17 protein-coding genes are annotated in these 17,515 nt (G+C 53.8%); 12 read left to right on the forward strand and 5 right to left on the reverse strand.

Going from position 1 to position 17,515, the window contains the following annotated elements; all coding sequences use genetic code 11:
* The first annotated feature begins 81 nt into the window (after positions 1-81).
* Positions 82-843: an imidazole glycerol phosphate synthase subunit HisF gene (gene hisF, locus J4E70_RS12850; protein ID WP_213889964.1), complete on the forward strand. Its 762-nt coding sequence runs from the start codon at positions 82-84 to the stop codon at positions 841-843.
* Complete coding sequence (locus J4E70_RS12855) at positions 840-1,157, forward strand: phosphoribosyl-ATP diphosphatase (protein ID WP_213889966.1); 318 nt, start codon at positions 840-842, stop codon at positions 1,155-1,157. The genes hisF and J4E70_RS12855 overlap by 4 nt, the downstream gene beginning before the upstream one ends.
* On the opposite strand, the gene J4E70_RS12860 is transcribed toward J4E70_RS12855, so the two are convergent.
* Positions 1,154-2,071: a fumarylacetoacetate hydrolase family protein gene (locus tag J4E70_RS12860; RefSeq protein ID WP_213889968.1), complete on the reverse strand. Its 918-nt coding sequence runs from the start codon at positions 2,069-2,071 to the stop codon at positions 1,154-1,156. The genes J4E70_RS12855 and J4E70_RS12860 overlap by 4 nt on opposite strands.
* 205 nt (positions 2,072-2,276) lie before the next feature.
* On the opposite strand from J4E70_RS12860, the gene msrB reads away from it, so the two are divergent.
* The 4 genes from msrB (at position 2,277) to J4E70_RS12880 (ending at position 6,331) form a co-directional block, all read left to right on the forward strand.
* Complete coding sequence (gene msrB / locus J4E70_RS12865; RefSeq protein WP_213889969.1) at positions 2,277-2,732, forward strand: peptide-methionine (R)-S-oxide reductase MsrB; 456 nt, start codon at positions 2,277-2,279, stop codon at positions 2,730-2,732.
* Positions 2,732-3,250 (forward strand): peptide-methionine (S)-S-oxide reductase MsrA, encoded by a 519-nt coding sequence (msrA, locus tag J4E70_RS12870; protein WP_213889970.1) that lies wholly within the window; start codon positions 2,732-2,734, stop codon positions 3,248-3,250. The genes msrB and msrA overlap by 1 nt, the downstream gene beginning before the upstream one ends.
* A gap of 106 nt (positions 3,251-3,356) precedes the next feature.
* Positions 3,357-4,877, forward strand: a complete 1,521-nt coding sequence (locus tag J4E70_RS12875; protein ID WP_213889972.1) for a malonate--CoA ligase — start codon at positions 3,357-3,359, stop codon at positions 4,875-4,877.
* 17 nt (positions 4,878-4,894) lie between these two features.
* Positions 4,895-6,331: an FAD-binding oxidoreductase gene (locus J4E70_RS12880; protein WP_213889974.1), complete on the forward strand. Its 1,437-nt coding sequence runs from the start codon at positions 4,895-4,897 to the stop codon at positions 6,329-6,331.
* A 133-nt stretch (positions 6,332-6,464) separates the two neighbouring features.
* Here J4E70_RS12880 and J4E70_RS12885 read toward each other — a convergent pair whose 3' ends face one another.
* Positions 6,465-7,715, reverse strand: a complete 1,251-nt coding sequence (locus tag J4E70_RS12885; RefSeq protein WP_213889975.1) for an NAD(P)/FAD-dependent oxidoreductase — start codon at positions 7,713-7,715, stop codon at positions 6,465-6,467.
* A 164-nt stretch (positions 7,716-7,879) separates the two neighbouring features.
* Here J4E70_RS12885 and J4E70_RS12890 point away from each other — a divergent pair, with 164 nt between their 5' ends.
* The 5 genes from J4E70_RS12890 (at position 7,880) to J4E70_RS12910 (ending at position 13,712) form a co-directional block, all read left to right on the forward strand.
* Positions 7,880-8,764, forward strand: a complete 885-nt coding sequence (locus tag J4E70_RS12890; RefSeq protein ID WP_213889976.1) for a LysR family transcriptional regulator — start codon at positions 7,880-7,882, stop codon at positions 8,762-8,764.
* Between the two features lie 137 nt (positions 8,765-8,901).
* Complete coding sequence (locus tag J4E70_RS12895) at positions 8,902-10,353, forward strand: aldehyde dehydrogenase family protein (protein WP_213889977.1); 1,452 nt, start codon at positions 8,902-8,904, stop codon at positions 10,351-10,353.
* Between the two features lie 4 nt (positions 10,354-10,357).
* Entirely contained in the window at positions 10,358-11,347 is a 990-nt protein-coding gene (locus tag J4E70_RS12900; protein ID WP_213889978.1) for a membrane dipeptidase, read from the forward strand.
* Between the two features lie 80 nt (positions 11,348-11,427).
* Positions 11,428-13,071 (forward strand): hypothetical protein, encoded by a 1,644-nt coding sequence (locus J4E70_RS12905; RefSeq protein WP_213890117.1) that lies wholly within the window; start codon positions 11,428-11,430, stop codon positions 13,069-13,071.
* Entirely contained in the window at positions 13,068-13,712 is a 645-nt protein-coding gene (locus J4E70_RS12910; protein WP_213889979.1) for a DUF3726 domain-containing protein, read from the forward strand. Before J4E70_RS12905 ends, J4E70_RS12910 begins: the two co-directional genes overlap by 4 nt.
* Before the next feature lie 15 nt (positions 13,713-13,727).
* On the opposite strand, the gene J4E70_RS12915 is transcribed toward J4E70_RS12910, so the two are convergent.
* The 3 genes from J4E70_RS12915 to J4E70_RS12925 are packed head-to-tail and all read right to left on the reverse strand — an operon-like array spanning position 13,728 to position 16,209.
* Complete coding sequence (locus J4E70_RS12915; protein WP_213889980.1) at positions 13,728-14,735, reverse strand: 5-oxoprolinase subunit C family protein; 1,008 nt, start codon at positions 14,733-14,735, stop codon at positions 13,728-13,730.
* Positions 14,732-15,436, reverse strand: coding sequence for a 5-oxoprolinase subunit B family protein (locus J4E70_RS12920; RefSeq protein WP_247077968.1), 705 nt, complete (start codon positions 15,434-15,436; stop codon positions 14,732-14,734). The genes J4E70_RS12915 and J4E70_RS12920 overlap by 4 nt, the downstream gene beginning before the upstream one ends.
* Positions 15,433-16,209 carry a LamB/YcsF family protein gene (locus tag J4E70_RS12925; RefSeq protein WP_213889981.1) on the reverse strand — a complete coding sequence of 259 codons (777 nt, stop codon included), beginning with the start codon at positions 16,207-16,209 and terminating at the stop codon, positions 15,433-15,435. The genes J4E70_RS12920 and J4E70_RS12925 overlap by 4 nt, the downstream gene beginning before the upstream one ends.
* Before the next feature lie 166 nt (positions 16,210-16,375).
* Here J4E70_RS12925 and J4E70_RS12930 point away from each other — a divergent pair, with 166 nt between their 5' ends.
* Positions 16,376-17,380 (forward strand): hypothetical protein, encoded by a 1,005-nt coding sequence (locus J4E70_RS12930; protein WP_213889983.1) that lies wholly within the window; start codon positions 16,376-16,378, stop codon positions 17,378-17,380.
* Positions 17,381-17,515 lie beyond the last annotated feature (135 nt).

Consider the following 17,515-nt stretch of genomic DNA (forward strand, 5'->3'; position numbering starts at 1 on the left):
AAATACCCCTCAAACTCACTTAGTTCTCTGGCCTTGGCAAGAGAAGGCCAGTAAAAGGCGCGTGACTTGAAAGGCCGATCCATGCTGAAAACTCGTATCATCCCCTGTCTTGACGTCGCTGAAGGGCGCGTTGTGAAGGGTGTGAACTTTGTCGATCTGATAGACGCGGGCGACCCGGTTGAAAGCGCACGTGCCTATGACAAAGCCGGTGCTGATGAGATTTGCTTTCTCGACATCAAGGCCACGCACGAAAATCGTGGCACAATGTTTGACGTCGCACGCCGCACGGCCGAGCAGTGCTATGTCCCGCTGACCATCGGCGGTGGGGTACGCTCTGCACAGGACGTGCGGGATTTGCTCCTCGCAGGGGCGGACAAGGTCAGCTTCAATTCAGCCGCGGTTGCAAACCCTGACGTGATTGCAGAAGCAGCCAACCAATTCGGCAGCCAGTGTATTGTTGTCGCGATCGACGCCAAGTCTGTCAGTGAAGGCAAATGGGAGATTTTCACCCACGGGGGCCGCCGCGAGACAGGGATTGATGCGGTTGAATTCGCCCGCACAGTCGTTGGTAAGGGCGCAGGTGAAATTCTTCTAACCAGCATGGACCGTGACGGCACGCGTGCAGGCTTCAATATCCCGCTGACACGCGCAATTTCTGACTCTGTTTCGGTGCCCGTCATTGCATCGGGCGGTGTTGGCACGCTGGATCATCTGGTTGAGGGCGTGACCCTGGGCGGCGCCAGCGCTGTCCTTGCCGCGTCAATCTTTCATTTTGGCGACTACACCATCCGCGAAGCCAAGGAATACATGGCCGCCGCGGGCATCCCGATGAGGTTGGAATGAGTGCACTTGAAAGACTCGCAGCGACTATTGCCGCTCGCAAATCAGCCTCTGCTGATGATAGCTGGACAGCAAAACTCTTGTCCAAAGGACCAGAGAAATGCGCCGAGAAATTTGGCGAAGAAGCGATTGAGGCGATCATTGCAGCAGTAAAGAACGACAAGGCGGAGTTAACCGCCGAGGCGGCAGATGTGCTCTATCATCTGTTGGTCATGCTGGCAGCGCGAGACGTGGAACTTGCTGACGTTCTGGCAGAGCTTGAACGCCGTGAAGGCAAGTCTGGCATCGAAGAAAAAGCTGCCCGGCCAAAAGCTTAGTCAGGAGCGCCCCAAGCCGGACCCACTGTGTTGCGCAGGCAGCCCACCCCCTCGACACAGGTTTCGACAACATCGCCCTCTTTCAGAAAACGCGGCGGGGTGTGCGCTGCTGCAACCCCTGCCGGTGTGCCAGTTGCAATGATGTCACCAACCTCAAGCGTCATGATCCGCGATAAAAACGCTATGATTTCAGCGACAGAGAAGATGAGTTTCGCGGTTGTCCCATCCTGCAACAAATCCCCATTCACACGGGTTTGGACACCCAGGTTTTGCAAATCCCCCATGGCTTCGCCCAGAACAAGCGCTGGACCACAGGGGGCAAATGTATCGATCGCCTTTCCACCCGTCCAAAGCTGGTTTGCCATCTGCAAATCCCTTGCACTAACATCATTCAGCACCATCGCCCCTGCGACGTAGTCCAACGCCTCATCCTTAGAAATACTACGCCCGCGGCGTCCGATCACCACCGCAAGCTCTGCCTCGTAGTCAAGCTTATCGGTATGCGCGGGCGGCAAAATATCATCTGCGGGACCAGCAAGCGAATTCGCGTATTTTGCAAAAAATATTGGGGCATCTGGTGGTGCGATACCCAATTCTTCGGCGTGATCATGGTAGTTTAGGCCGATACAGATAATTTTTTCAGGGTCAGGAACGGGCGGACCAAACCGTGTTGATGATACAGCAAAGGCGGCACCGGATTTCCGCAACTGCGACAGGTTTTCCTGCGCAACACTGGTAAGCTCATTAATCTTCGCCATTCCGTAGCCAAGCACATCCCGATTGGAGCGGAGCGCCGCCACATCGATTGCTAACCAACCGGCCATTTCAGCAACGGCGCGGGTATCTGCAACCTCGCCTTCAAGTAACAAGCCCGGCACCATTTGTCCCGCATTTTCATATGTGACCAGTTTCATACCCGACTCCCATGTACTTTACTTTGTGCTTGTCTATTCTGATTTCACAACAACGGAAATAGGCGCTGTTTCGTTGCGGCAGGCCGTCCCTGATCACAAGTATATGTAGTGGCGTAACAATTGTGGACATCACGCCCGGCCATCCCCATCCTAGTAGAGTTCAAGAACCGTCCTTACGGGCGTACTAACGAAAGGGGATCATAGTTTGACAAAATACAGCAAAACCGAAGAGGCCATTTCGCGGCTGACACGTGAACAGTTTCATGTAACGCAAAACAGCGGCACAGAGCGTCCCTTTACCGGCGAATACAACGATATGAAAGCACCGGGACTTTATGTTGATATCGTATCAGGGGAACCCTTGTTTACGTCTATGGATAAATTCGACAGCGGTTGTGGCTGGCCAAGCTTCACCAAGCCCGTCGGAGACACGTATGTGAAAGAGTTGCGTGATGCAAGCCTTGGTATGGTAAGGGTTGAGGTGCGTTCGACACATGGCGACAGCCATTTGGGCCATGTTTTTCCGGACGGACCTACCGACAGGGGTGGATTGCGCTATTGCATCAACTCTGCCTCGCTGCGTTTCATTCCGGCTGACTCCTTAGAAAAGGAAGGCTACGGCGAATACGCGTCACTTTTTGAGAAAGAGGAGAATTCCTGATGGCTGATACAGAACGCGCAGTTTTTGCAGGCGGGTGCTTTTGGGGCATGCAGGATCTGATCCGCAAAGTCCCGGGGGTCATTTCGACCCGTGTCGGCTATTGCGGTGGCACAGCACCCAATGCCACCTACGCAATGATGAAACACGACACAACCGGACACGCAGAGGCGATTGAGGTAATCTTTGACCCCTCAATCATGAGTTACCGGGGCCTGCTTGAACTGTTCTTTCAAATTCACGATCCAACAACGGTTGATCGTCAGGGCAATGACAGGGGGGCAAGCTATCGCTCCGCAATATTCTATCTGACGAACGAACAAAAGGATGTCGCAGAAGATACAATTGCCGATGTGGAAGCGTCCGGCCTGTGGCCCGGCAAGGTGGTGACAGAACTCTCCCCCGCCACCGAATTCTGGGAAGCCGAGCCTGAACATCAGGACTATCTGGAACGCGTTCCAAACGGATACACCTGCCATTTCGTGCGACCAAACTGGGTTCTGCAACGCCGCGCAGGTTAATGGATATCTGGCGCCGGGTAACAAAATTTCCGGCGTCAATGGCTTGCCCATTGACCCCATGTTCACCCAAAGCTAACGCAATAGGGTAAAGAACACGGAGATGGTCATGTATCAGGGCAACTATCTGGCAGAACGCATCAGCCGGGCATCCGAGGGCCCGGGCGATGCGCTTTTTCTTACGCATCATGATACTGGCCAGACTGTTACTTATAAGGCGTTTTTCGCGAACGCCGAACAAATCGCAGCAGCACTGGTGCGCGCGGGCGTTCGACCCGGTGACAGAGTTGCCATTCAGGCTCCAAAAACCATTTTGATGCTGGAGCTTTATGTCGCCTGCGTTCTGAGCGGTGCTGTGTTTCTACCGCTTAACCCCGCCTACACCCCCCAGGAAGTGAAGTATTTTCTTGGCGACGCGAAACCCGCTCTTTTCGTCTGCGATCCTGAAAAACAAGGCGCGCTTGCAAAAATCGCCGAAGCTTGCGGCGTGAACACGATCTGGACACTGGCCTCGAACGAAAACGGTAGCCTGAAAGACGCCAGAGACGCGGAAACATTGGGTTTTTCGGCTGTTTCGCGAGAGCCGGGTGATCTTGCGGCAATACTTTACACGTCGGGAACAACAGGACGATCAAAAGGTGCAATGCTCACCCATCGCGCGCTTGCCTCAAACTCTGAAGTCCTGAAGGATTACTGGCATTTTGATGCGTCAGATGTGCTGATCCACGCTTTGCCCATATTTCACACGCATGGTTTGTTCGTCGCCACAAACATTACCCTGATGGCGGGCGGATCGATGATCTTCATGCCGAGGTTTGATGCTGAAAAAATACTGGAAACCATGCCGCGCGCAACCGCCCTTATGGGGGTTCCTACTTTTTACACGCGTCTGTTGGAATGTGACGGCCTGCAAGGGGCCGCGCACAATATGCGTTTGTTTGTTTCCGGCTCCGCCCCGCTTTTGGCCGAAACACATGATCGCTGGCGTGCTGAGACGAGCCACGAGATCCTTGAACGCTACGGCATGACTGAAACCAATATGAACACGTCCAATCCTTATGACGGTGCACGACGCGCTGGTACTGTTGGGTTTCCTTTGCCGGGTGTCGAGCTAAAGATAACGGACCCCGAAACCGGAACCCCGCTGGGTGTCAACGAAATCGGCATTCTCGAAGTTCGCGGCGACAACGTTTTTTCCGGCTACTGGCAGATGCCAGAGAAAACCGCTGAAGAGCTTAGGGAGAATGGGTTTTTCATCACCGGTGACCTAGGGAAAATCGATGAGGACGGCTATGTGCATATCGTCGGTCGCTCCAAAGATCTGATCATCACCGGGGGGTTCAACGTTTATCCGAAAGAGGTTGAAACACTGATTGACGATCTGCCCGGTGTTGTCGAAAGTGCCGTGATCGGTGTTCCGCACCCGGATTTTGGCGAAGCTGTCGTAGCAATTGTTGTGCCGGAAGACGGCAGCCTTGAAACCGCGGCAATTTCAAATGCACTCTCAGACTCGTTAGCGAAATTCAAACAACCCAGGAAAATCATCCAGGTTGACGCGCTCCCACGTAACACCATGGGAAAAGTACAAAAAGCGGACCTCAGAAAAACATACGGAACGCTCTTCACCTGAAACAGGACCAGAACCGAATGACGGAAAAAGTACTGAATGCCCTTCGCGAGGTTGTTGGAGAAAAGAACCTTCTCGCAGGGTCTGATGATCGTCGTGCCTACGACAACGATGTGATTGGCAAACATGAGGGGCATTCCTGGGCGGTTGCGCAACCGGCTACAACTACCGAAGTCAGCGAAATCCTGAAACTTGCGCATCTTCACGGTATCCCGGTTGTCCCACAGGGTGGAAACACCGGACTTGCGGGCGGGGCGTCCCCGGGTGCCGGTGCAAATCAGATCATCTTGTCACTGGCGCGCATGAACAAGATCACCGAGATCAACGCAGATACACGTATTGCACGCGTTGAAGCGGGCGTCGTGCTTGAAAAATTGCACAACGCCGCAGCAGAGCATGACCTGATTTTCCCACTGTTTTTTGGCGCACGGGGCAGCTGCATGATTGGCGGCAATCTTTCCACGAATGCAGGCGGCTCCAATGTGCTGCGTTATGGAAATACGCGCGCTCTTGTGTTGGGGGTAGAGGTGGTGCTGGCAGATGGTCGGGTGCTGAACCTGATGTCCGAGCTTTTAAAAGACAATACGGGCTATGACCTCAAAGATCTTTTCATCGGTGCCGAAGGCACCTTAGGGGTCATCACTGGCGCGGTGCTCAAACTTTTTCCGCGCCCTAGTGCCTACGCAACCGCCTATCTTGCGATGGGTAACATGGCAGACGCATTGTCCCTGCTTCGTTCGCTGCAGGATTTAACGGGCAATGCCGTGGAGGCCTTTGAGTATATGCCAGCGGGCTATTTTAAGGACTATGTCAAGAAATACCCAGATTGCCGTGCGCCGCTCAAAAATCCGGACAAGGTCAATATTCTTGTCGAAGTCGGCGCGAGTTCCGCTCTCTTGGCCCGACCGGATAGCAGTGGTCGTGCAGCAGTTCATGGCGTGCTGGAAGAAACGCTTGCCAAGCTGGTTGAAGAGGGCAAAATATCAGACGCTGTAGTCGCGCAGACTGATGCCCAACGACTTGCGTTCTGGCATTGCCGGGAAAGTGCGTTTGAACTTTCGACGATGTATGGCCCCATGATCGACCACGATATTTCAGTACCCCTTGGAAAGGTTGATACATTCCTGCGCGAAATGCGCCGGCGTCTGCCAGAAATTGCACCGGAAGCCCGCGATTGTGTGATTGCACATCTGGGTGATGGAAATCTGCACTACTCTGTCGTACCTGCGGAAAATCACGATGGGATTGATCCGGCTTTGGCCGAAAATGTTACGTCTCTGGTCGAAGATGTAATCGCTGAACTTAACGGAAGCTTCAGCGCGGAACATGGTATCGGGCTGTCCAAACGCCCCTCAATGGCACGCCGCAAAGATCGCCCCGCCCTAGATGTTATGAAAGAGATTAAACACGCCCTCGATCCGAAAAACATCATGAACCCCGGCAAAGTATTGCCCTAGCGTCCAAGCCTTTCTTTTTCCCATAAATATCCTCGCCGGAGGCAAGAAACTTAATGCCTCCGGCGGGGATATTTTTTGAAAAAGGTATTAGGATCTAAAGCCAAAAAGGTATTTTTCATCCGACCTGGGTTATCTAGCGAAAGCGCGCCGTGTCGTAAGGTGAAAGATCAATATTTGGCCTTTTCCCATCAATTAGATCAGCGATAAGTCGGCCGGTTTTCGGCCCTGCTGTGAGACCGATATGCTGATGGCCAAAGCCTGCGTAAACCCCTGTGCCACGAATTTCACCAATGAGCGGCAAGCTGTCCGTCGTACTTGGGCGGTGGCCAAGCCATTCCTCTTCGCCTTCGGCTTTGAGGTCTGGAAAACTCGCTTTTACTTTTTTGCGCAAAAAGGCGAGTGGCGCTTTGGACTGACCAGCCTCGAGGCCGCCCAACTCTACCGTTCCGGCACATCGAAGCCCCATAGCCATTGGGGTTGCCACGAATTTTCCAGTGGTGATCATGATCGGCATAGAAGGTTTGACGGATGGGTTCTTGTAAAGAATGTGGTGGCCTCGCTCGCTCTCGAGCGGGATATAAAGCCCCAGCTTTTTCATAAGGGGCTTAGACCACACGCCAGCTGTAAGCACTGCGTTCTCACAATCAAACCGCCCCTTGTCTGTTTCAACAGCCGTTACATATCCGCTGGCCAGATCGAAGTCACGGACGTCCGCCTGAAGCACCGTCCCGCCCATTTCGACAAACTCATCCGCAAGATCCGCCACATATTGGCCCGGGTCCCGAATGTAGCCGTGGTTTTTCATCACAGCGAGCAGGGTGATATCAGAGCTCAGGCACGGCTCGCGTTCTTGCACAGCGCGACCTTCGATCAGTTCGGGAACAAATCCTGCCTCGCGGCGCAACCCCCAACTGTAGGCATCGGCGTCAAATCCGGCGCGGTCTGCATAGGCGTAACCCACATCGCTCTCGACAACCCATTTTTCAGCTCTTGTACCCCGCGCAAGGGCCTGATGCTGCTCAACTGTATCACCAAGGATAGGAGCAAGGCCCACAGCGATACGCCGGGTATCTTTGTCATTCGCATGGCTGAGAAAGCGTATCAACCAAGGCGTAAGACGCGGCAAATAGGACCACCGCAGGAACAGTGGAAAATTAGGATCAAACAGATATTTGGGACTCTTCGTTATGAGTCCAGGCACGGTCACAGCTACAATTGAACTTGCCGCCAAAAGACCGGCATTGCCAAAAGATGTACCCTGTCCCGGCGCACCTTTGTCAATCAGGGTTACGTCCTTGCCCGCACGTCTTAGCCAGATTGCCGTTGATACACCTACAATGCCGGCGCCAACCACGACAATCCTGTTTTCCTTCGCCTTAGCCATCAATGCTTACCCTAACCGCTTGCCACCTTGGCTCGTTCCAACACATTGATCAGATTTCCAGAGCATTCAACTGGTTAATGACGGCCGCTCGAACGAGATCATGGACGTATCCGGATATTTCAGTAACTATGAGATAAATATCCTTTGGTTACAGAAAAACTCAAATGGCGATCAAAATCGAAATGCTGCGATGCTTTGCTACGGTTGCGCAAAGCGGGAACCTTGCGGAAGCGGCGGATGCGTTGCACAGAACACCTTCGGCCGTGTCAATGATGCTGAAACAATTCGAGGATCATATCGGGGCGCCGCTGTTTGAAACGGGGCGAAAATCTCATCTCAGTCAGCTTGGCGAAATGGTTTTGATTGAGGCAGAGCGTGAACTCGTGCATTTCGACCGAACAATCGCCATGATCGAGGGCTTCGCCAGGGCGGAGCATGGTTTCGTGCGGATTGCAGCGACCCCTTCGGTGGCAATCGCTGTCTTGCCGAATGTCCTTCGCCAATTTCGCGCTGAGCGGCCGAACGTGCATATTGATGTACGGGACATGGATTCCGTCTCAGTGTTGCGCGAACTCACGCGGGAACGCGCTGACATTGGCCTTGCCAGCATGTCGGGCACTGTTAGTGATCTCGTTGCAGAACCGCTTTTCTCTGACCGTTTTGGCCTTGTCTGTCCGCTCGACCATCCGCTCGCAAACTCGGCTGATCCACCAACATGGGCTGATTTAGAAGGATGTACATTCATCGCCAACGGGCTGTGCCGACAAATTGAAAATGCTAAATTTAAAGCAGTCTTAGCCGGCTCGAACCTGATGGTTCCCAATACGACATCGCTATTGGCGATGGTTCAGGCGGGTGTCGGAATTACGGTGCTTCCAAAACTCGCGGTTCTTGGTAACTTTCATGACCTCTCTTTTGTTCCACTGAGTGATCCGTTGGCGATGCGGCGGGTAAGCATCGTGACTCGCGCACGCGCAAGCCACGCGCCGGCAGTTGAAGCATTTATTGCCGCCCTGCGTGAGGTCGATTACGACGCAGTATCCATATGAAGGAATCCACTACCGGCCCGAAATTTCAGTTATTCTGAATTATCATTCAGTATTATGAGTTTGCTTAAACTTTCATGCGACACCAAACTACGGGCTATCCCCATCACGGGGCCTTCTATTTGGAATTTGGGGTTTTCATGGCTAGTTGCAAACAAAACTATATCGCGGGACAGTGGGTTTCTGGCGAAAGCGAGATCAAGAACCGCAATCCGTCTGACCTGACCGATCTGATCGGCATGTTCGCGCAAGCAAGCGCAAATCAGCTTGAAACCGCGCTTGACGCTGCAGCGAAGGCTCAGCGCGAATGGGCCACCTATGGTATCGAGCGAAAATACAACGTTCTGATGGCCATCGGAAATGAACTGATGGCACGCGCTCCAGAACTTGGTGAATTACTGTCGCGCGAAGAAGGCAAGCCGCTCGCCGAGGGTAAGGGTGAAGTTTTCCGCGCCGGTCAGTTCTTCACCTACTACGCCGCTGAAACCCTGCGTCAAATCGGAGATAACGCAGACTCAACCCGGCCCGGCATAGAAGTTGACGTGCGTCGCGAACCTGTGGGTGTCGTTGCAATCATTTCACCGTGGAATTTTCCAACCGCAACCGCCAGCTGGAAAATTGCCCCTGCCCTCGCCTTTGGAAATGCTGTGCTGTGGAAACCCGCGAACATAACGCCTGCCTCTGCCGTCGCATTAACAGAGATTATCGCGAAGCAGGACATCCCGGACGGCTTGTTTAACCTTGTGATGGGCGCGGGCCGCAGTGTTGGTCAACGGCTGGTCGAAAGCCCCAAGGTGAATGCGATTTCCTTCACCGGATCCGTTCCGGTTGGCAAAGGGATTGCAATGGCAGCTATCCCGAACCTCACAAAAATCCAGATGGAAATGGGCAGCAAAAACGCGCTGGCCGTTATGGATGACGGAGATCTTGATATTGCAGTGGCCGTAGCACTTGGTGGCGCCTTTGGCGGGTCTGGGCAGAAATGCACGGCGTCATCACGCCTTGTTGTACATGCCGCCGTGCATGACGAATTCGTCGAACGTCTGGTTGCCGGTGCCCGTGCCATGAAGGTAGGCCACGCATTCGCGGAAGATACCCAGATGGGCCCCGTCGTTTCCGAACAGCAATTGAACGAAAACCTTGGCTATGTCGAAATCGGCAAATCCGAAGGCGCAGAACTGCTGTGCGGAGGAGAGCGGTTGGAGATGGCGACTAATGGCTATTACATGTCGCCCGGTGTGTTTGCTGGCACAAGTAACGATATGCGGATCAATCGCGAAGAAATGTTTGCGCCACTGACCTCGGTGATCAAAGTTGACAGCTATGACGAGGCGTTGGCCGTTGTGAATGACACGAATTTCGGCCTGACGGCTGGTATTGTCACGCGTTCACTTGCCCGCGCCACACATTTCCGCCGCAACGCTCGTTCCGGATGTGTCATGGTCAATTTGCCAACCGCAGGCACGGATTACCACGTTCCGTTTGGCGGGCGTGGCGACAGTTCATATGGCCCACGAGAACAGGGGTCTTATGCAGCAGAGTTTTATACGACCGTAAAAACTGCTTACATCGCCTCTGGCACACCGGAGTAAACCCATGACCTATCGCATCGACTGCCTGCAATACGCCAACTGGTCGGAAAAGATTTTTCGCCAGATGCGCGAAGGAAATGTTGATGCAGTTCATGTGACCATCGCCTATCACGAAAACTTTCGCGAAACGGTCCTGAACATTGAGCGATGGAACCGCTGGTTTGAACAATTCCCTGAACTGATCTTTCAGGGGCGTTGGGCAAGCGACGTGAAACTCGCGCGCGATACGGGGCGCACCGCGATCTTTTTCGGTTTTCAAAACCCGTCACCAATTGAAGATGACATTGGGCTTGTCCGGATTGTACATACGCTTGGCGCACGCTTCATGCAGCTAAGTTACAACAACCAATCCCTGCTTGCGACCGGGTGTTACGAGGCCGAAGACCCCGGCATCACTCGAATGGGCAAGCAGGTGATAAGGGAAATGAACCGCGCGGGCCTCGTTGTCGACATGAGCCATTCTGCAGATCGCTCGACACTGGAGGCTATCGAAATTTCTGAGCGTCCCATCGCAATCACCCATGCCAACCCGTATTTCTGGCAACCTGCCCTGCGGAACAAAAAGGATGATGTGATCCGCGCGCTGACGTCTGCTGACGGTATGCTTGGCTTCTCGCTCTACCCGCATCACCTGAAAGACAAATCAAACTGCACCCTGCAAAGTTTCTGCGAAATGATCGCACAAACGGCTGACATGGTGGGTGTGGAACACCTGGGCATCGGTTCAGATCTTTGTCAGGACCACCCCGACAGCGTTGTTGAATGGATGCGGGTTGGACGCTGGTCCAAGGAAATCGACTATGGCGAAGGCTCTGCCTCGGCACCCGGATTTCCGGATATGCCAGATTGGTTTCGCGACAACCGCGATTTTGGGAATATCGAGGTTGGTCTGAAAACCATAGGCTTTAATGACGCAGAGGTCTCTGGCCTGATGGGCGATAATTGGATGCAGTTTTTCGAAAACAGCTTTGGTCCTGCGGGAACATCGGCTTAACTTTTTAACGAACGGAGGCAAACGTGGAAAAAGCTGAAAACACCTGCGAAAAGGCTGCGTTACGACCGCCTTCCCTGGTTATGCGTCTGTCGCGTATGGGTTCAATTCATCAATGCCGCCTGTCGTTCATGCGTATCCTGCTACGCCGTATGAAACACGAGAACTGGACTTTTGATCGCCCTGTCTTTGAGGTCGATGCAAAAGGTGTGGGTCATGCGGTTTACACAGCCAAGGGCCCGAAACGCACATACAGCCTTGTTGCATTTGCGCATGACCTGCCACCTGAAATGCGCTCTGACCGGGTGATCGCAACAGCATGGGATGCTACATTTACATTGTTTGACGGGTTTCCGACGGCAGAAGATATCATTCGGCTGTCCAGAAATGTCCCCCTGCAAGAAGTCGGTCGCGTCAGCAGCAAAGAGCTTTCTGTTTCACGTGCCAACAGATCGGTCCGCCTGTTTGAACATGTCATTTCAAGCCTTGCTGCCGGGCATCAACCCGATGCCAAAATGATCGAAAGCGTGGGCTATCTGATGCGGACAACTGCGGTCTATGGCTCTGGCAAGCTTGGGGCTGCAGATCGTGAAATGATTTGCGACCGGCCAGAATTCACCGCTCCATTTCAATGCGAAATGCTGTCTGTTTTTCTGACACGCACTTTCGTTCTTGATCTTGCTGAACATCTTGCGGCAGCGCGATCACCAGATACTGCTGTTAAGATGGACCCTGCATTGCGTCGCCGTCTGGGTATTGGAAATTCAACCGGGCTTGGCATGGCGCCATTTCTGGTCAACCATCCGGTGTTACTGAACAATTGGGTCGCGGCCCGTGAAGAGGCACTGGCACGCGTGCGCAGTGTCGCAACGGCATCTGACAGCGAAGTTTCGCATTTTCTCGCCTTGCTTCCACGCGCCGTACAAAACGTCGCGGACTGGCATTCGGAGCATCCGATCCAGATCGAAAAACTCGCGGCCCTTAAAGCTGACCTGAAACTTCTCACAACACATGTGACCAAAGCGAACCTCAAGGAAAATGCACCTTGGAACCAGCTCTATCTTTGGGCAGCGGAAAACCTTTCGACGGAAGGTCAGGAACTGCTCGTGTCCCTGATGATGGAACCTTACGGCGATCTGATCGACGAGCTGGCAGATTGTATGAGCGCCGATGAAACCACTGTTTTCCCAATAAATGGGGCCATGTCACTGTCCCATTTGGGTGCACTTTGCGACGAAGTTTACGGCTGGGCGAAGAAAATTGACTGGCAGTCACACGCCGCGCAGGCACGCGCCTGGTATGTGTCAGAAGAAAAGCTGGAACCCCGGCTTGGTGAACGGTTTGAAGAGCCGATCGCCGAATATGAACAACCCCTTTCCCCCGCACGTGACGCTATGCGCATGGTCGAAGATCTGGATACATGGGAGGGGGACGATACAGTCGCCGCTTTCGTTCTGCGCCATCCTGAACATCGACACATCGTGCGTCGGCTGCAACTTAGCGAGCGTTTCCCATATGCCGAAATCCGCGACAACACGATAGATGCTGATGTCCTGCCAATCGACATGCTGCGCTGCAAGCTTGCGTTTTTTGGAGCGACCCATTTTGACCCGCGGTCTGACCGCTGGGTACGCATCAATATGTACCGTAACGCACCCTACCCCGAAGAACTCGCAATGTCGGCTGAAGACTGGTCTTACCCCACTTTGTCAGAGGGTAACGCATGACCTATTCGCTAAACGAAATCGAAGCCATGAGCAAACGCGCCGCACGCGGTGCCGGGTTTGACTGGGGTCTGGCGGAAGAAGCCGGAAAGGCAACACGCTGGCTAAGTGAACAGGGCTTTGCCGGGCCAGAAACGTTAGCAGCGTTGCTGACTCAAAATGACGGACACCCATATGCCAGCCTGTCACCGATTGATGTTAACGATGTCTGGAATGCAAGCACAGGAACGCTATGCCCGCTCATCGCGGGAACTGTACTTTGTGACCTCGCTGCTCGTTTGGATGCAGGGGTTACGCTAGGACAGACAAGCTATCCAATCTTCCTCGTACCTTTCGTTGCAACAGCAGCAAAGGTTTCTGGCACGGCGCTGACGCTAAGCTGGGATAATACTGAAATCTGCGTCTCGTCAGACGGTGGCCTTAGAGTCTCGCACTCGGGCGATCTTGCTGCTTCCGTTACCAAGGCGGTTCTGTGCAAAGGGACAGACCCGTCAAAGTGCACTGACTCTCATAAAAACAGAAAGCAAGACGTCGATGCTAAGGCTTGGGCAACACTTGGCGCATTCGCCCATCGCACCTATGCCCCGGCGACCGAGGAATCCAGGCTCGCGGGTGCGGGTGCAGGTCTGAGTGATAACGACTAAATTCAGACGCTCAAATTAGAACTCGTCACCAACAACACCGCTGATTAGGTTTGAGCGACGAAGTCGGTCTTCAAATGAGCCGCGCAATTCGGCAATCGATTCAAGATAAGTGGTCACTTTCGCGTGCTGAGCGCGTGCCAGTTTAACTGCCTCGGCTGGAGTTGCAGACGCGAGCCGCACTTTGTCGCGCGCCCGTGCTTGCGTAAGCTGATCCTGATCTGCGGTTATAACGGTGGATATCTTCGGATACCCACCCGTCGTTTGATGATCTGCAAGCAAAACTATCGGATCTCCGTGCCCCGGCACCTGAACTGCTCCGCGAACCAATGCTTCAGACGGCATCGAAAGCTCTTCAGCGATTGGCAGGCTTGGCCCTTTTAGGCGCATCCCCATCCGGTCATAATCCTGCGTCACCTCATAGGGTTCGGACACGAGCGCGCCCAACGTTTCTGGTGCAAAGCAATCATCCTGCGGGCCGGGCACGATCCTGACGTTTCCTGAAAACCTGGCGAAATCCGGAATTGGCAAACTGCAGGTAAACCCTGCCTCAACCTTCGCCTCTGAAACTTCGATAGTCGCGCCTGCAGCAAGCGGGTGACCGCAAAGCCCTGATGCCAGATGTGTCGCCTGACTGCCAAGCCACTCAGAACTGTTGATTTTTCCACAAAAGCCGAGATACCCCCAACTGCCCTCTAACCCAGGACGGATCGTCAGGGTTGAACCTGCCCTGATTGTAAAGACAGACCAAGGGGATTGCGGTTGCCCATCAAGGCTGACGCTGAAGTTCCCGCCGACAAACCCGGCCGTGACATTCCCTTCCGTGCACTTCAGAACCATTCCGCCAATTGATACTTCGATCGCGGCAAATCCTTCGTTTTGTTCAAGGGCGCGGCGAAGCACCGCAAAGCTGGTGCGGTCCATCGGCCCGGAACGCGGAACACCAAAGCGCATAGAACCGGGGCGACCGTAATCCTGAACTGAAACCAAAGGACCCGCGAAAGACACCGTGAACTTGGCGCTCATGTCTTTGCCCCCTGCCCGACCGCGCGTTCAAAATCATCGCGGCTCATGCGCGTGAACTGAACCCTGTCACCGACAGCGAGCGGAAAGGGGTTGTCCTCTCCCGGTCGCAGGAATTGAAAGGGGGATTGTCCGATAATCCACCAACCTGTCGGCATTTTTATGGTCGTGACCAGAGCCTGCGGCCCGGCGATCATCACGGCGCCTGCTGGAATATCACGTACGGGTGCGGTTTTGCGCGGAAGCTGAATTTCCTTGGGAACACCGCCCAAATAGGCGTAACCCGGCGCAAACCCATACATGTATAAAAGGTAGTCGCCACTAAGATGCGCGTTGATGACCTCTTCTTCGCTTAGCCCTGTGCGCACAGCAACCTCAGCCAGATCGGGTGACAAACCATCACCGTAGCAGACGGGAACTTGCCAGATTTGCCCGCTGGTGCGTTCTTTTGACTTCATTGGCCCCAACGCCCGGACCGCCGCCGAAACTGTTTCAAAATCTGTTTGCAAGGGATCGTAGCCAACAAATAGGGCCGCAAATGATGGGATCAATTCGGTCACCCCTTCAATCCCGGCGGCACTTATTGCACTATCTGCCTCAAGAACCTGCGCATGAATGTCTGGATCAACCGCTGCGCCAAACCGCACCATCAAACCACTGTCACCAACCGGTTGTATCGCGGGCTCGATCAGAGACTGGTTCACGCTGGGATGCTTGCGGCGAAGGGCTTTACCGCGTGTCCAGCTGTTTCAAGTGCAGCACGCAGATTACCCGCGATATCAAGCGCCCGTGGCCCGTCGCCGTGTACGCAAATCGAATGCGCCTTGAGTGCAACCGGTTCCCCCCCAACCGTTGGCATCAGCCCGCTTTCAAAGAAGCCAAGCAACCTCTGGGTGGCAACCGCCTCGTCGTGGATCATCGCGCCTTCCGTTCCGCGCGGCACAAGCAGGCCCCCGGATGTATATCCACGGTCCGCAAAAATCTCTGAATAGGTGCGCAGCCCATGCCTGAGGCCCGATTTCTCAAGCTCGGTCCCCGAAATCGCGAGCAATGCTGCATCCGACCCCATAACGGCAACAACCGCGCGCACAATCGCATCAGCAACGTCAGCCACTTCTGCCGCCCAATTGCAAAGCGCACCATGCGGTTTGACATAAGCAACCTCTGTCCCGGCGAGCGCAGCCACACCACAGAGCGCACCGATCTGCGCAGCTGATAACCGCTCCACCTCGGCCATTGTCAGCGGCAGGCGACGGCGACCAAACCCTTCACGGTCTTCAAAGCCGGGATGCGCGCCGATGCTGACACCATTTTCTTTGGCGCAGCTTAAAGCTTCAAACATGGTGGAATTGTCACCCGCGTGACCACCGCAAGCGATGTTCGCACTGGTCACAATCCGCATCATCGCGGCGTCGTCCCCTATTTTCCAAGGGCCGTAGCCTTCGCCAAGATCGGCGTTCAGATCAATCTGTTTCATTAGGATATACTAGGCATGGATTCTCGCAATCTCAATGCTGGGTTTGCGTTTACCTGTAGGAGAATGTTGATCTACGCACTTATTCAAAAAACACCAAGACATGCCTTTTGACAACTGGCAAACCCGGCTATAGTCCGTTTCAAAACAAACATCGGGCAGATTGTGCATGGCAAAGAAAAGCAAAAAAAGCCAAGCCTATAACATCATGATCGTTGGGCAGTCGGGCCGCCTGCAGTATGAGGCGGTGATGTTCGCAGCCTCGTTGCAACACACCAATCCGAATTTCAAAGGTCGTCTTTTTGTCGCCGAGCCTCAGCCCGGCGACCTCTGGGAACGGGACCCGCGTATAAAGGATGTTCAGGTCCGGGAAACGCTTGAGGCATTAGGCGCTGAAATTGTCGCGTTCGAAAACGAACATTTCGGCCAGAGTTACCCCTATGGAAACAAGATCGAAGGCCTGAAAGCGCTGCCCAAGGGTGAGCCGTTTGTGTTTTTTGACACAGATACGCTAATCACAGGGCCCCTGTCCGATGTGCCTTTCGACTTTGATCGGCCCAGCGCGTCCATGCGACGTGAAGGGACATGGCCAACAATTGAACTCTACGGTCCCGGCTACACCGAAATCTGGAAATCGCTCTATGATAAATTTGGGCTCGAGTTCGAGAGCTCGCTCGATCTGACGCAGCCCGATGAGTATTGGGAGCGTTATCTCTATTTTAACGCGGGATGGTTTTTTTACCGTTGCCCCCATGAATTTGGTGAGCGTTTCACCGAATACGCCGTTGCCGTGCGTGACGACCCGCCAGATGCACTGGTTTGCCAACAAATGAACCCGTGGCTTGATCAGGTGGTATTGCCACTGGTTATTCATTCTTTCGGGGGTGGGCGCGACACTATTTCACCCGGCCTATTGGATGGGTCTGTAAGCTGTCACTACCGGGTACTTCCCCTGCTCTACGCGCGCGAAAATGACCATGCAATCGAGATATTGGAAACAATAACAGCCCCTAACAAGATCAAGAAAATCATCAAACAGTATGACCCGTTCAAGCGTATGATTTTTCAGCGTAAGGGAAAAAGAGTGCGTGACATGTTTAACCGCAACGCTCTGCCCCGGCGTGAAAAGATGATCCGAAACCAGATTAAACGCGCAAACCTTTGGATGCGGTGAATCGCGTCGCCCCTCCGGATGTGATGCAAAAAGGTTTTTTCCAGGCGCAATCCTGCTGAAATATCCGATATGGAACATTTTCGGAAAACACCAGTTCCGCAAGCAGGCCAATTTGGTGAACGTTGTTCTGATCAA

Origin of the sequence: Pseudohalocynthiibacter aestuariivivens, from assembly GCF_018457175.1 — a bacterium.
GTDB lineage: Bacteria > Pseudomonadota > Alphaproteobacteria > Rhodobacterales > Rhodobacteraceae > Pseudohalocynthiibacter > Pseudohalocynthiibacter aestuariivivens.

Excerpts from the sequence above, each read along its gene's own strand:
- hisF (WP_213889964.1), top strand. The coding sequence starts at position 82 with ATGCTGAAAACTCGTATCATCCCCTGTCTTGACGTCGCTGAAGGGCGC.
- msrA (WP_213889970.1), top strand. The coding sequence starts at position 2,732 with ATGGCTGATACAGAACGCGCAGTTTTTGCAGGCGGGTGCTTTTGGGGC.
- J4E70_RS12925 (WP_213889981.1), bottom strand. The coding sequence starts at position 16,209 with ATGAAACAGATTGATCTGAACGCCGATCTTGGCGAAGGCTACGGCCCT.
- J4E70_RS12885 (WP_213889975.1), bottom strand. The coding sequence starts at position 7,715 with ATGGCTAAGGCGAAGGAAAACAGGATTGTCGTGGTTGGCGCCGGCATT.
- J4E70_RS12875 (WP_213889972.1), top strand. The coding sequence starts at position 3,357 with ATGTATCAGGGCAACTATCTGGCAGAACGCATCAGCCGGGCATCCGAG.
- J4E70_RS12905 (WP_213890117.1), top strand. The coding sequence starts at position 11,428 with ATGCGTCTGTCGCGTATGGGTTCAATTCATCAATGCCGCCTGTCGTTC.
- J4E70_RS12915 (WP_213889980.1), bottom strand. The coding sequence starts at position 14,735 with ATGAGCGCCAAGTTCACGGTGTCTTTCGCGGGTCCTTTGGTTTCAGTT.
- J4E70_RS12890 (WP_213889976.1), top strand. The coding sequence starts at position 7,880 with ATGGCGATCAAAATCGAAATGCTGCGATGCTTTGCTACGGTTGCGCAA.
- J4E70_RS12930 (WP_213889983.1), top strand. The coding sequence starts at position 16,376 with ATGGCAAAGAAAAGCAAAAAAAGCCAAGCCTATAACATCATGATCGTT.
- J4E70_RS12900 (WP_213889978.1), top strand. The coding sequence starts at position 10,358 with ATGACCTATCGCATCGACTGCCTGCAATACGCCAACTGGTCGGAAAAG.
- J4E70_RS12880 (WP_213889974.1), top strand. The coding sequence starts at position 4,895 with ATGACGGAAAAAGTACTGAATGCCCTTCGCGAGGTTGTTGGAGAAAAG.
- J4E70_RS12895 (WP_213889977.1), top strand. The coding sequence starts at position 8,902 with ATGGCTAGTTGCAAACAAAACTATATCGCGGGACAGTGGGTTTCTGGC.
- J4E70_RS12910 (WP_213889979.1), top strand. The coding sequence starts at position 13,068 with ATGACCTATTCGCTAAACGAAATCGAAGCCATGAGCAAACGCGCCGCA.
- J4E70_RS12860 (WP_213889968.1), bottom strand. The coding sequence starts at position 2,071 with ATGAAACTGGTCACATATGAAAATGCGGGACAAATGGTGCCGGGCTTG.
- J4E70_RS12855 (WP_213889966.1), top strand. The coding sequence starts at position 840 with ATGAGTGCACTTGAAAGACTCGCAGCGACTATTGCCGCTCGCAAATCA.